The organism is Chryseobacterium tructae (assembly GCF_030409875.1).
Taxonomy (GTDB): domain Bacteria; phylum Bacteroidota; class Bacteroidia; order Flavobacteriales; family Weeksellaceae; genus Chryseobacterium; species Chryseobacterium tructae.
In genome coordinates this window covers 3,115,545-3,127,989 of sequence record NZ_JAUFQR010000001.1, presented here as the reverse complement: position 1 = coordinate 3,127,989, position 12,445 = coordinate 3,115,545, and the positions used below count along the sequence as shown (strand labels likewise).

Here is a 12,445-nt window from a genome sequence, read left to right as displayed (position 1 = left end):
GATGCCTAGCCCAATGCAACAGCTTTGTTTGACTTTTTCCTGTTCAATTATTTTTCATTTTTTTGTTTGAAAACAAAATAGACAATGACTAAACTAATTGTTATTAAAACGGAAGCTAAGAAAAAAGGTGCTCCTGAAAACTTGAAAGGAGCGTTATCATGGGTGAAATAGTAGAATAAATTTGTCATTATTGGAGGACCTATAATGGAGGTTGCGCTTACTAAACTCGTTAATGATCCCTGAAGTTCCCCTTGTTCGTTGGGTGAAATGTCTTTAGTAATAATGGATTGTAATGCGGGACCACAGATTCCCCCCAGGCTATAGGGAATAAGGAAGACAAACATCATCCATCCTTGAGTAGCAAATGCAAATAATAATAATCCGAGGGCGTAACACGCCAGACCATAATAAACACTCTTTTGTTCACCTAATTTAGGAGTTGTCCATCTTATTAAACCTCCTTGAACCAGACCTAATAATAATCCGAGCGTTCCAAGAGAAATTCCGACCATTTGTTCGTTCCAACCAAATTGATACATGGTAAAGAAGTGCCAATTGCTCTGTACAGCATGAATTCCAATATAGACAAGGATTAAAGCGATAACTAAGCTAGATATTTCACGGTGCTTTCTTAAAAATAGAAGTGATCCGACGGGATTAGCGCGTTTCCATTCAAATGGTCTACGTTGATTACTATCCAGACTTTCCGGAAGAATAAAATAGCCATAAAGAAAATTTAAAAAACACAAACCAGCGGCGGCATAGAAAGGAATTCTTGCCCCATAATGGCCTAATAGTCCACCGATAACCGGGCCTATGATAAATCCTAATCCTAAGGCTGCTCCAATCATACCAAAATTTTTGGTTCTGTCTTTATCATTGGAAATATCAGCGATATAGGCACTTGCTGTTGATATACTGGCTCCTGTAATTCCGGCAATGATTCTTCCAAAAAATAGCCAGCCAATGGAAGGAGCAACGGCTAAAAAAATATAGTCTACAGCAAAACCCAAAAGAGAAATTAAAATAATAGGACGTCTTCCAAATTGATCACTGAGGTTTCCTATCACAGGTGAAAATATAAACTGTGTAAAAGCATAAGCAAAACCAAGCCAGCCGCCATATCGGGCAGCTTCACTAATATCACCATGAATGAGCTCTTTAATTAGTTTAGGAACGACCGGAAGGATGATTCCCCATCCTGTAATATCAATCAGTAAGGTTATAAATATAAACCCAATTGCTGCTTTTTTTGTTGAATTTTTCATGGTGTAAAAGTAAAACGAGACGGGTCGTATTTCTGTTACACTTTTATGGTGTTTATATACAATTTGTAATCTAGTATAGGGGTTATTTTTAAAAAAGCACCGGAAATATGTCCTTTTCAAAGATTGTATTTGGGCTCTTACAAATTGATATATGTATGTTATGAACCATTCCTGAAAGCTCTTGGTGAGACTCCTGTGATCTTTTTAAAAAATCTGCAGAATACACTGGAGTTTTCAAAATGTAACTCATGACTGATCTGCTTAATGGATAAATTGGTTGATTTGAGTTGTGTTTTAGCATATAGAATCATGGCGTGGTCAATCCATTGCAAAACCGATTTTCCTGTTTTTTGTTTCAGAAAAGTAGAAAGATATTGTGGGGTTAAATGTAGCTTTTCTGCATAGAATTTGACACTGCGCTGCTGGGTAGCATATTTTGAAAGCAATAGATAAAAATCATCGATGATTTCATGAGTACGGTTCTTTATAAAACTATTCTGATCTGCCAATCCGGAATAAGCCTCGGAAATTAGACACATCAATGCCATCACAAGATGACGCAACATTTCTATTTTTCTTGGGCTTGAGGGTTTATGGTAAAAGTCTTGGATTAATGTGACCAATTCTCGCTGTAATCTTATCTCTTCAGGTTGAAGTGTGATAACCGGTTTCCACCGGATTTGGTGGTTCATCACAAATTCACGCAAAATTGGAAATGCAGCAATAAAATCTAATGAAAGGCCAATGGTTACGATCTCTGCGTCTTCACTCAGAGATTGAGTATCAATCATCAGCTGTGGCTGTAAGACCGCGATGTCTCCTGCATTGAGTTCATATTCCAGGAAATGGATCTGAGCTTTCATGGATCCCTGGATCATAAATCCTAATAATAAGCCGTCAAATACCCGAGTGTGCTCTTTGTATTCCTTTCCGGGATGGTTTTTTTGGTGCAGAATAACAATACCTTCCATCTTTTTTGAAGGATCAATATGGTACAGTTTATAAACATTATCAGGAGTTAAAAATAAAGCCATATTCAAATTTCGTAAAAAATGCACATTTATTGCTTTATTTTAAGCTTTAAGTTTAATATTGTATTACAAATTGTATGTAAATTCCATAGAAATGTAGATGGATATCTGTTTCAGTGTAAGAACAACTCTGTCTTATGATTTTAAAGTTATTGATGATATTTAAGATCGAAGGATTCTGTTTTGAATATTTCTAAGAGGTAAGGCTGGAAATGGCTAATTTTGTACAAAAGCATCAATACAAATTATGATGACAGCAAAGGAGTTTATTGCTAATGAAATTGAAAAACTGAATGATTTAATCAGTAATGAAGCACATACAGAATCTACTATACAGCTGAAGAAAGAGTTATCAGAAGCTGTTTATGTACTAGATATTTTTGACCGCTATCAAATCAGTAAAAAGACCATTGATATGATTTTGGAACTGCCGGATTCTCATACAGGATATTCAGATTATAGAATCATCAACGATTGTGAGTCTGATGATGTTAAGCAATGGGTTGAATTGAATATAAATAATGAAAATATCAGGTTATCGGATGGTGATCTCATTATCAAGAAGAAATAAAGGAAATACTTTTTCCTATTTAAAAAAGTCTGAAAATCGGAATAGAAATCCAATGATCAGACTTTATCGTTTTTATAAACCGTTTATTCTAATAAATTTTTACGGTTATTATTGAGAATATCAGGGATGTCACCTTCTATCAATAAGTCGAAAAACTTGCCGAAGCCATTTTCTATTTTATATTCCAATTCATTTTGATAGAGTGGGAAAAGAGTGTACAGATTAATGATTCTGTCTTCACTGGCAATCTGCATAAAATCATCATCAAAAGTGGCGGAAGGCAATAAAATCGTGCTTGTAAACTGAGTGTTTCATCATAAGGCTCCGAAATATCACTCCATGCCTGCAGCGAGTGTCCTTCTGTGAGGAATGTATCCTGGTGATGTGGAAACCTTGCCATTTCTTTTATCAAGCTTATGATCCAGTCATTCTTGCCCTCACTAGGAAACGTTTTTTCAAATTCAAGATCTTTAGGAAGTATAATCAGGAGTTCAGCAAAAGCATAATCTTCCTTATCTTGAATAGTATCCGGAACCTTCATTTCTAATAGACTCATCCCGGAAGTTATCAGCAGATTGAAATCTTCATCTTTAGGTTGAATAAAATAGACATCCAGATGAAAATCCAGAGATACCATTTCATGGAAAACAGTTATTTCATCACTTTTAAAATGAGTATCTAAATGCTTTTCCAGCGCTTCAACATTTTCGTAGTAATGTTTTTTATTTTGTATTCTTTCGATCAGTTCTTTATCCATATTATAGAGATTATCGTTATAGATTTAGTGGTGTGCTGTTGTATTATTCCTTTAAATATAGGATTATTTTTTATATTTTAGACCATCAACCCCAGTGATAAAGGCAGTTGATAGCTTCAATAATAATGGCAGAATCCGAATTTTCTGTATGGTAAGCGAAGAAAATAAAAAAGTGAGATCAACAAGGAAGAATATTTGTATAAATTTGTTGTAGAATATTGAAAGTCTTACCAATAATAATTGATTAAAATAGGCATACCATGGAATTTTCACCCTTTAATAGCGTTGTTAAACTCTGTATCCAGGGAATGAGTATGGAGGAACAAAACAAACCGGAAGAAGCAGTCCCGTTATTTGAGCAAGGTTGGAATGAGGCAACAGATGATGTTGAAAAATTTCTTGCAGCTTATTATATTGGTCGATCTCAAAAAATATCTTCCGAACGTTTGAGATGGTTTGAAATAGCGCTGGTCCATGCTTTAAAAGCAAATGATAATACAACTAAAAGCGCTTTGTATTCTCTTTATGTAAAGATTGCTGAGTGCTATGAAGAACTTTCTGATCCGGAAAAATCAAAAGAATATAATGAGCTGGCAATGACAGTGAAAGATGAAATTTTTGATAAAGGTCCTTTTTATCATGGTACAAAAGCAGACCTTCAAATAGGAGATTTGTTGACGGCAGGTGGCCATTCCAATTATAAATCCGATTTCAGGATGAATCATATTTATTTCACTGCATTGCTTAATGGAGCTGGGCTTGCTGCAACATTAGCGAAAGGTGATGGAGTTGAGCGGGTGTATATCGTAGAACCAACGGCCACTTTTGAAAATGATCCGAATTTAACGGATAAAAAATTCCCAGGCAATCTAACCCGTTCTTATCGTTCAGAATCTCCATTGAAAATTGTTGGGGAAGCCATAGATTGGAAAAAACCCAGTCCCGAAGAACTTCAGAAGTTTCGCGGAAAATTGGAAAATAGTAAAGGAGAAATAATCAATTAATCGGAGAGTATTTCGACAATAGCATCCGTACCAATAAATATAAAAAGCGATGAAACCCATGTCTCACCGCCTTTTTTATTATTAAGGTAAATTGATTCTTTTACCCTGCTCAGGAAAAATATACTTTACCTTTAAAGGGTTGCTTTTTAATAATTCTTGTTTGATGATCTCAGGATTTTTTCCTGTGGGTTTTCTATGAGTAACCACGATATTAAGGCCTTCAAGATCTTTCTGGCCTGTTTTTTCTTTTAGTTTTTCCAATTCTTCCACCAATAGGTTAGGGGTAAGGTGTCCAAACAATAGATTTTCAGGCTGGCTGTTTGGGAAGGAAACTTCGATCAGTATAGTATTCAACTGTTTGCTTTGTACCAAAGGTGCAACATTCTTCCAAAGGTTGTCCATGCGGTCAGACTTCTCGATTCTGTCTGCTCCTGTGTCACCTAGATAAAGCAGGTAATGGTCTCCATTTCTGACAAGTGCAGCACTGCTTTTGTATGGATTGACATGGCTTAATTCATATCCCGTTAAGAAGAAAGAGGTTTTCTGTGTTGGAGTTTCCACTCCGTCCTGAAGCTCATTATAATGATATTTCCCAAGGATCGGTTTTTGTCCCTGATCGGCAAAATTGATCCAGGTATCTGTAATGAAATAATGATTCTGTAGAATTTGAATAACGGATGGAATAGCAAAAATATCTTTTTTGGAATCAGCTGGTGAATTGATAATAAGACCTGCTAAATGATCCAAATGGCCATGAGAAATAAAATAGCCTTTAATTTGATCTTTCAGAACCGTTTCTTCAGTTCCGTTAAGACTTTTCTCCTGAATTGCTTTTCGGATTCCCGTGTTTACAGTACCGGCATCCAAGCAAAGAAAAGTATTGTCTTTGGTGGCACCCACCAGATAAGCAGATAAATTATCTTCTTGTTCTCCTCCATAGATCCCTAATGGAATAACGTCAAAATTTTGTGCCTGGCAGGCCAGATGTAACAAAAGTGCCAGTAAAGAAAATGCTGTTTTTTTCATTATATTCAAAACTAAAAACTTAACCTTTGCGGTAAGTTATGGCAAATTTACATTATTTTTTTCCGGTTTCCTTTATTAAAAACTGTTCATTATTCATCTAACAAAGCCAAAAATTTAAAAAAAATATAAGATGGATAGACTATAGCATTTGATGTTTCAGAAATTGCTTATAAATCTGTTTAAGCTTAACCACAAAAGCCACAAAAGTTTTTATTTTTTTTAATACTTTACTACATTTTAGAAAGTGTAAAGAGATACCGCAGAATTAAGTTCACATAAGATGAAAATCTTTGATTTTCAATAAAACTTTAGTGTACTTCTTATACACAAAGTATATCACTTAAATAGCTTAAGTGTTTAAAAATCTTTTGTGTCTCCTTTGTGGTTTAATAATAGTTTGTTCATAATAACTTCTAATCTCTTTCTTCCTGCTTCCAACAATTTTAATATCTTTAAACCCGAAAACCATCAAAATAGTCAATATGAAGATAAAACCGTTTACTTTGGGGCTGGCAGTAACTTTACAATTCATGAGTTTTACTGCATTTTCACAAAAAACAGCTGATCTAAATTCCTTACTGGATAAAAACTCGGAATTTATTTTTCCACAAACCACAGATAAAATTTCAAAAGCATTGCATACAGAAACTGTTTTCTATGAAGATGCCAACGATGAAAAATATGCCAAATGGATTACGAAATCAGGATTAGGTTTATATTCTGGGCTTGGAAAGAATAATGCAGTTAATGAAATGTTTTTTGAGGTTCCCGATGGTCAGTCATTGATCGTAGGAGGATTGCCTTATGGCCTTGTTATGAATAAAACGACACTGGAAGAAGCTAAAGCTAAATTCAAAAAATACGGAGCAAAAGCACAGAAGTTAGGAGATGACAGCGAGTTTCCCGAAGGTTCAGAGCTGGTTTTTAAAAGAGGAAAACATTATTCAACATTATTTTTTGATGACAAAAATCTTTTAAAATCCTTAAGAATTACTACTGAACTTATCAATCAGGCTGTCAATTAATTGAAGCCTTCAAGTTTTTCATTGATAAAGATAAAACTTTTGTAAGTTAGCAGAAACTTCATATAAAACTAAAAACAATAACCATGATAGGAAAGGAATTAAATGAATTAACTGATCAGGAATTAGTAGAGAAAAAAAATAAATCTAAATCTGACAAAATAATCACCGCTGCTCTCATAGGATGTTTTATTGGGGTAGCTGTATACAGCAGTGTGAGCCATGGAATTGGTTTTTTCACCCTGTTTCCATTATTTTTTGCTGTATTTTTGGGCACTCAATGGAACAAACGTAATCAGGCATTAGAAAAAGAATTAGAATCAAGAAACCTGAAATAATCAAGTTTTGGAATAAAAAAACAGGTTTGCTCATTGTTAAAATGAGCAAACCTTTACTTAATGATATTTTTATAAGTGAATATCCTGTCTTCTTCCCTAAACATATTGGATAATAGGACAAGATCATGGGTGCCGTATTGTATTGCCTTCTCTTCCAGTGTTGAATGTATGGTATCCGGAGTGCCTATTACAACTTTATTGAGTAAGGTATTAAATAATTGCTTGTCTTCATTTTTATCGAGAAGAGTTTCTACTTCTTCAGAAGATCTCAAGGCACCGGGAGCCAGAATTTTTCTGGATTCTACAAACTGATATACCATTCCAAAGGCATTCCGGCGTGCCTGTTCAATATTCTTGGCAACGGAAACAGAAATTGCTACCTGAAAAGAAGGTCGATCGTTGTATCCATGTTCATTAAATTCCTCCAGATACATTTCACGGATCTCAGTATTCGAGCCGTCTGCAATGAAATCCGCCATAGAGTAGGAAATGCCATATTTTGCGGCTTCTTTTGCTGAATTTTCTCCAGAACCCAACCATGTGACCTCAGGTAATGCAGGAACATTGGCTGGCTGAGCAAATACTTCAGCCTCTTTATAGTTTTGTTCTGTTAGGTAAGCCATGATTTCCTCTAGCCTTTCATTCAGATTGTTAAGAATAGGAAGTCTATGACCGTTCAATGCGAGGACAGCATCTTTCAAACCTCCCGGAGCTTTTCCAAGTCCTAATATAAAGCGGTTGGGATAGAATGTTGCCAGCATTTTTGCCCATTCAGCAATTTTAAAAGCAGAATAATTACGCAGCATAATTCCTCCGGTACCCACCTTAATGTTTTTCGTATGGGCTAGAACTGTTGCAGCCAGGATTTCGGGACTGGAGCTTCCATAAGCTTCCACACCATGATGCTCTGAATACAAGATGCTATGATATCCCAATTCATCCGCCATTTTTGCAAGTTTCAAGCTATTTTCGAGTGCTTGTGCAGCGTTACCTCCTTTGATAACAGGAGTTTGATCAAGGATGCTTAATTTCAAATCCATTGTGATGATTTATTATCAATCCATTAAATTAATGCAAAAAAAGGGAGACCTTCAAAAGATCTCCTGCTTTTTTATTATTTATTTTATGCTTATTTTAGTTGATCTCCACAAACAGTTCTTCCTTCGATCTTCTCACTCTATCCAGTTTTCCCCACCAGTCTGTAGTTTCATCTTTATAGCCAAGAGCCATCAAACAGTACTCTTTAAACCTTGTTGGGGTAAGTTAAGAAGCTCATCCACAGCTTTATTGTTAAATCCTTCTATGGGAGTGGCATCCACTCTCAGGTCAGCCGCAGCCAAAAGCCCAAACCCTAAAGCTATGTAAGTTTGTTTGGAGGCATTGTTAAAGTGCTGATCTTTGGTTTGTTTCTCTAACATGGTTAAGAGATTCAGACGATAATCATCAGTAGTCGTTTGGGGAAGATTTCTTACCTCATTGCTGAACTCAAAAAATGAATCCACTCTTTCTGTAGTATATTCATCCCAGGCAGCAAAGACAAGAATATGAGATGCTTTTACAATTTGATCCTGATTACATGAAATAGGTTGTAATTTTTCTCTGAGCTCTTTATTTTTGATCACCAATACTTTAAAAGGTTGAAGGCCTGAACTTGAAGGGGCAAGGCGAATGGCTTCCAATATCTGCTCTAGTTTTTCATCTTCAATAGTTTTTCCGTTATAACCTTTGGTTGCTGATCTCCAGTTTAGGGTTTCTTGTAGTGACATAATTTTATTATTTACTTTATTCTTATTAAGATGATGCAAAGGTATAGCATAAGTGGTTGCTTTTTTATACCTGTTACCCATAGGTAATCAGTTACCTTAAAGTAACCAGGTTCCATTGATGTTGAATAATTCTTTAATTTTGTAATCTAATTTTTAAGTATGAAAAAGGAAAGAATGGAGCTTGGCCCGGAGTGTAAGAATCATATTCGAGGTGTAAAAGATACTGTATACCTTTTAGAAGGAAAGTGGAAGACCATTATCATCAGTCATTTGTATTTTGGAGGTAAAATGCGTTTTATGGATCTGAAAAGACAGCTTGAAGGTATAGCAGCAAAAACCCTTTCAAAGGAATTGAAAGACTTGGAAATGAATAATCTGGTAAATAGAACTCAAAATAATACGATGCCTGTAACCGTAGATTATGAACTTACAGATTTTGGAAAAAGTCTGCATGGTATCATTGATACCATGGCAAAATGGGGCATAGAATATAGAGAGCAATTGCTAAAAAAGTAAAAAGAGCTTATTTAATCTGAATTAAAAACTTATTTTTCTGCTACAGCAAAACCAACAGTATCCCGATAGATTTGAGGAGATACATCTGCATTGATTTTAAAAAATCGACTAAAGTAATATTCATCCTGATAGCCCAATTCGTTGGCAATTTCTTTAACTGTTTTTGAAGTAAGATACAGTTCTCGCTTGGCCTCAATGATAATACGTTCAGAAATTAATTCTGTAACCGTTTTATTAAAGTGGGTTTTTGTTATTTTAGCTAATGCTTTAGATGAAATATTCAACATTTCAGCATATTCACTGGCAGAATGCTTGATTTTAAAATGATCTTCAATCGCATCTTTTAAATGTTGCAAGACAAAAGGCTTTTCACCTGTTATTTTTTCTTTTGATTCTTCAGGTTGCTGTTCCATTTTTATTCTGGAAAGATGAATCAGAAGAATTTTGAGATGGGCTATCAAAAGTTCATATTGAGCAAGATCCTTGTTAAGAATTTCACTTTTAAGCTGAGCCACAATGGTATTGATCTGCTCTTGCTGAGCCGTATTCAAAGTTAAAAAAGGAGGTTCATAGATATTGTTAAAAAGGACTCCGTTACAGGCTACCTCATTCTGATGTTTATGAATGCAAAAGAAATCCGGATGAAACTGCACAGCAAATCCCTTACAATCCCGATCAGAAGAAAATAAAAATGGCTGATAGGGAGAAAAGGCAAACATAGCTCCATTCTGAAACTGATGTTTTGAAAAATCAGCCTTTACTTCTCCGGAACCTTCCAGAATAAAAATCAGGGAAAAGAAGTTATTCCGTTGGATGTGATCAAAACGTTCACTGTTTTCAAAATCAAATATTTTAAAAGCAAGATTGCCTGTATTGGGATTAATGAGTGTATAGTTATTCTGTCCTGACATTTGCAGAGATTATAAAGTTCAAAGGTAATGAAATGTAGTTTTAATAGAGCCATAAGGAAACCACACAGATTTAATAATCTATGTGGTTATTATTGATTTGAGGATTAATCTAATTGTGATGCAGGTGGGAAATCAATAGGAACTTTTGTAATGTTGTTGACATAATTTGTGATTGAAATATCAGCTACAGCAAGAATAATATCCATTACATTTTCTTTTGAAAAACCTTGATCAAGCAGATTTTCCAGTGTTACATTGTTGATATGCCCTTTGTTAATCGCTATTTCTTTGGCAAATTTTGCTAAGGCACCAAATCTGTTATCAAAAGTGATTGTCCCTTTTCTAATTTCTATGATTTGTTCTTCATTAAAACCATTAAGTTTACCAATTGCAGTGTGGGCGGCCAGACAATACTCACAAGAGTTCACCTGGCTCACTATTAAGTTGATGACCTCTTTTTCTTTTTTGCTCAGTGAAGTTTTGGCGTTGGTGAAAGTCATATAGTTTTCCAATGCAGTGCTGCTCAGGGCAATGGTCGCATATGTATTGGGGATAAACCCTAAACCTTTTTGTAAAGTATCAAAAAGAGCCTGGTTGTTAGTTGAAACCTCTTCACGGGTAGGAACGTTGAATTTTGTTGCTGTCATAATTTTTATTTTAAATTGTTCTTTACTTGTTTTTGACAGTACAAAATTGCGTTGTTATTCAACGTAATAAAATGGACATTCTACGCTTCATGATGGACAATTTTTCCAACGGTATTATATAGTATAAACCATGACATACTCAAAAAAAAATTATAGCCTCTTTATGTTGTAATAAAAGAGTGTAAATAGTTTTGCATTAACGAGATAAAGTCTTATCAATTAATTTTTTGAACCTGGACGGGCTTACTTGGGTTAGCTGTAATGATTCACAACCATTAAACGAAGCAAAACGCTTTACAGATTCTACAAATGATGATAGCCATAGCTCTGGAACAATATCTGTATTTTCAATATGCAGATGAATTAATTCAAATCTTTTATCCTTTCTATGAGCTTTACAATCCACTCTTCCAATAAAAGTATTTCCAAATAAGATGGGCAGACAGAAATAGCCGTATTGCCTTTTTTCCTTGGGAACGTAGCATTCAAGTCGGAAGTCAAAATCAAAAATTTGTTTGATACGATCACGGTGAATAACAGCATTGTCAAACGGAGATAGCAATCTGATATCAGGTTTTGCTAATTCAAATGACTTTTCGAATAGATCATTCCGAACAAAAACAGACGGAAGCCCTTCAATAGAAATCTTTTGTATTTCGCCCTTTTCAAGCAAGGATTGTAATACCAAATTCACATTCTTTTTCAATACATCTCCTTTCCTGAGATGAGTAATTTGTTTTAAAGTAGTGAATCCATAAGCACGAAGAGTAGTTTTTACCAGATATTCAGCCAGCTCTACAGGTGTAGGTGCTGTGGTGTTGATGGATGATGGCATTACTCTTTCTGTAAGGTCATATGTTTTTTGCATACCGCTGCGTCCGCTTATCATGAGGTCTCCCTGCATGAAGAGCCTTTCAAGAGCGAGTTTTGCAGGTTTCCAGTTCCACCAGCTTCCCGTTTTATCTTTTTTACTCTCAAAATCTCTTGCCATTTTGGGGCCTTCTGCCCGGATGGTATCTATCACATATTCCATCACTTTTTTATCAGCATTATAATAATGTGACTCACTTTGTTGTATGTGAAGCATTTGAGGAAGTACATAACGGAAATCCTGCATTGGGAGATAAGAAGCTGCGTGAAACCAATACTCAAATACTTTACGTTCTTCTACCAGTTCTTCCAGATATTCTGTTTGAAATCAGGAATTCTGCTCCATAATGTATGATGATGAGCTCGTTCTACAACAGATAAGGTATCAATCTGGATGTATCCAAGATGTTCCAATGCATTCAATGCGGCATCTTTTCCGTTTCCGAATGGAGCAGTTTGTATCAATCCCTGGCTTTCTAATGTGGCAAGTTGTAATGTTTGCAATGAAAGTATCTTTTTCATATCCATAGGATTACAAATGTATTAATAAAAAAGCTGGTTGATGATTAATTTTCAATGCTTTAAAAAGGAGTGCCAATAAAAATAATGAGTTTTTGCCATAAAATAATTTAGCGTAATTGGTTTATTGTGAGTGGAATAAGTGTAAATTTATGGTGTTTGAAATTACAGTGAGTTTTAAAAAGAAAAACCAACCAAA

12 protein-coding genes and 2 pseudogenes are annotated in these 12,445 nt (G+C 35.1%); 5 read left to right on the top strand and 9 right to left on the bottom strand.

The genetic code is table 11. The annotated features are described in order from the left end of the window. Positions 1 to 47: 47 nt before the first annotated feature. Positions 48 to 1,268 (bottom strand): TCR/Tet family MFS transporter, encoded by a 1,221-nt coding sequence (locus QWZ06_RS15515; RefSeq protein ID WP_290299379.1) that lies wholly within the window; start codon positions 1,266 to 1,268, stop codon positions 48 to 50. Positions 1,269 to 1,426: 158 nt separating this feature from the next. Then, positions 1,427 to 2,302 carry a helix-turn-helix domain-containing protein gene (locus QWZ06_RS15510; protein WP_290299378.1) on the bottom strand — a complete coding sequence of 292 codons (876 nt, stop codon included), beginning with the start codon at positions 2,300 to 2,302 and terminating at the stop codon, positions 1,427 to 1,429. 244 nt (positions 2,303 to 2,546) lie between these two features. On the opposite strand from QWZ06_RS15510, the gene QWZ06_RS15505 reads away from it, so the two are divergent. Continuing rightward, positions 2,547 to 2,870, top strand: coding sequence for a hypothetical protein (locus tag QWZ06_RS15505; protein ID WP_290299376.1), 324 nt, complete (start codon positions 2,547 to 2,549; stop codon positions 2,868 to 2,870). 83 nt (positions 2,871 to 2,953) lie between these two features. On the opposite strand, the pseudogene QWZ06_RS15500 reads toward QWZ06_RS15505, so the two are convergent. Then, positions 2,954 to 3,507: pseudogene (locus QWZ06_RS15500) on the bottom strand (suppressor of fused domain protein). Positions 3,508 to 4,223: 716 nt separating this feature from the next. Between QWZ06_RS15500 and arr the strand changes: the two are divergent. Further along, entirely contained in the window at positions 4,224 to 4,631 is a 408-nt protein-coding gene (gene arr / locus QWZ06_RS27905) for an NAD(+)--rifampin ADP-ribosyltransferase (RefSeq protein ID WP_353960020.1), read from the top strand. An 81-nt stretch (positions 4,632 to 4,712) separates the two neighbouring features. Here the strand turns inward: arr and QWZ06_RS15490 are convergent, their stop codons facing one another. Then, complete coding sequence (locus tag QWZ06_RS15490) at positions 4,713 to 5,657, bottom strand: MBL fold metallo-hydrolase (protein ID WP_290299370.1); 945 nt, start codon at positions 5,655 to 5,657, stop codon at positions 4,713 to 4,715. Between the two features lie 482 nt (positions 5,658 to 6,139). On the opposite strand from QWZ06_RS15490, the gene QWZ06_RS15485 reads away from it, so the two are divergent. Together QWZ06_RS15485 and QWZ06_RS15480 are read left to right on the top strand one after the other, a co-directional pair. Continuing rightward, the gene (locus QWZ06_RS15485; protein WP_290299368.1) at positions 6,140 to 6,682 is read left to right on the top strand and encodes a hypothetical protein; all 543 of its coding nucleotides are present in this window, start codon (positions 6,140 to 6,142) and stop codon (positions 6,680 to 6,682) included. An 83-nt stretch (positions 6,683 to 6,765) separates the two neighbouring features. Next, a complete protein-coding gene (locus tag QWZ06_RS15480; RefSeq protein WP_290299367.1) occupies positions 6,766 to 7,017 on the top strand; it encodes a hypothetical protein in 252 nt (83 codons plus the stop codon). 53 nt (positions 7,018 to 7,070) lie between these two features. Here the strand turns inward: QWZ06_RS15480 and QWZ06_RS15475 are convergent, their stop codons facing one another. Together QWZ06_RS15475 and QWZ06_RS15470 are read right to left on the bottom strand one after the other, a co-directional pair. Continuing rightward, positions 7,071 to 8,057 carry an MsnO8 family LLM class oxidoreductase gene (locus tag QWZ06_RS15475; protein WP_290299366.1) on the bottom strand — a complete coding sequence of 329 codons (987 nt, stop codon included), beginning with the start codon at positions 8,055 to 8,057 and terminating at the stop codon, positions 7,071 to 7,073. Positions 8,058 to 8,246: 189 nt separating this feature from the next. Then, entirely contained in the window at positions 8,247 to 8,783 is a 537-nt protein-coding gene (locus QWZ06_RS15470; protein ID WP_290299364.1) for an NAD(P)H-dependent oxidoreductase, read from the bottom strand. 159 nt (positions 8,784 to 8,942) lie between these two features. On the opposite strand from QWZ06_RS15470, the gene QWZ06_RS15465 reads away from it, so the two are divergent. After that, positions 8,943 to 9,299, top strand: coding sequence for a winged helix-turn-helix transcriptional regulator (locus QWZ06_RS15465; RefSeq protein WP_290299362.1), 357 nt, complete (start codon positions 8,943 to 8,945; stop codon positions 9,297 to 9,299). Between the two features lie 29 nt (positions 9,300 to 9,328). On the opposite strand, the gene QWZ06_RS15460 is transcribed toward QWZ06_RS15465, so the two are convergent. From QWZ06_RS15460 to QWZ06_RS15450, 3 genes and pseudogenes are all read right to left on the bottom strand, one after another. Next, positions 9,329 to 10,210: a helix-turn-helix domain-containing protein gene (locus QWZ06_RS15460; protein WP_290299361.1), complete on the bottom strand. Its 882-nt coding sequence runs from the start codon at positions 10,208 to 10,210 to the stop codon at positions 9,329 to 9,331. Between the two features lie 104 nt (positions 10,211 to 10,314). Next, the gene (locus QWZ06_RS15455; protein ID WP_290299360.1) at positions 10,315 to 10,857 is read right to left on the bottom strand and encodes a carboxymuconolactone decarboxylase family protein; all 543 of its coding nucleotides are present in this window, start codon (positions 10,855 to 10,857) and stop codon (positions 10,315 to 10,317) included. 196 nt (positions 10,858 to 11,053) lie between these two features. Beyond that, positions 11,054 to 12,249: pseudogene (locus QWZ06_RS15450) on the bottom strand (winged helix-turn-helix domain-containing protein). Between the last annotated feature and the right edge of the window lie 196 nt (positions 12,250 to 12,445).

Bases quoted from the DNA above. Each gene is read 5' to 3' on its own strand.
- QWZ06_RS15475 (WP_290299366.1), bottom strand. From the start codon at position 8,057: ATGGATTTGAAATTAAGCATCCTTGATCAAACTCCTGTTATCAAAGGA.
- QWZ06_RS15510 (WP_290299378.1), bottom strand. From the start codon at position 2,302: ATGGCTTTATTTTTAACTCCTGATAATGTTTATAAACTGTACCATATT.
- QWZ06_RS15460 (WP_290299361.1), bottom strand. From the start codon at position 10,210: ATGTCAGGACAGAATAACTATACACTCATTAATCCCAATACAGGCAAT.
- QWZ06_RS15455 (WP_290299360.1), bottom strand. From the start codon at position 10,857: ATGACAGCAACAAAATTCAACGTTCCTACCCGTGAAGAGGTTTCAACT.
- QWZ06_RS15490 (WP_290299370.1), bottom strand. From the start codon at position 5,657: ATGAAAAAAACAGCATTTTCTTTACTGGCACTTTTGTTACATCTGGCC.
- QWZ06_RS15470 (WP_290299364.1), bottom strand. From the start codon at position 8,783: ATGTCACTACAAGAAACCCTAAACTGGAGATCAGCAACCAAAGGTTAT.
- arr (WP_353960020.1), top strand. From the start codon at position 4,224: ATGACAGTGAAAGATGAAATTTTTGATAAAGGTCCTTTTTATCATGGT.
- QWZ06_RS15515 (WP_290299379.1), bottom strand. From the start codon at position 1,268: ATGAAAAATTCAACAAAAAAAGCAGCAATTGGGTTTATATTTATAACC.
- QWZ06_RS15505 (WP_290299376.1), top strand. From the start codon at position 2,547: ATGATGACAGCAAAGGAGTTTATTGCTAATGAAATTGAAAAACTGAAT.
- QWZ06_RS15485 (WP_290299368.1), top strand. From the start codon at position 6,140: ATGAAGATAAAACCGTTTACTTTGGGGCTGGCAGTAACTTTACAATTC.
- QWZ06_RS15480 (WP_290299367.1), top strand. From the start codon at position 6,766: ATGATAGGAAAGGAATTAAATGAATTAACTGATCAGGAATTAGTAGAG.
- QWZ06_RS15465 (WP_290299362.1), top strand. From the start codon at position 8,943: ATGAAAAAGGAAAGAATGGAGCTTGGCCCGGAGTGTAAGAATCATATT.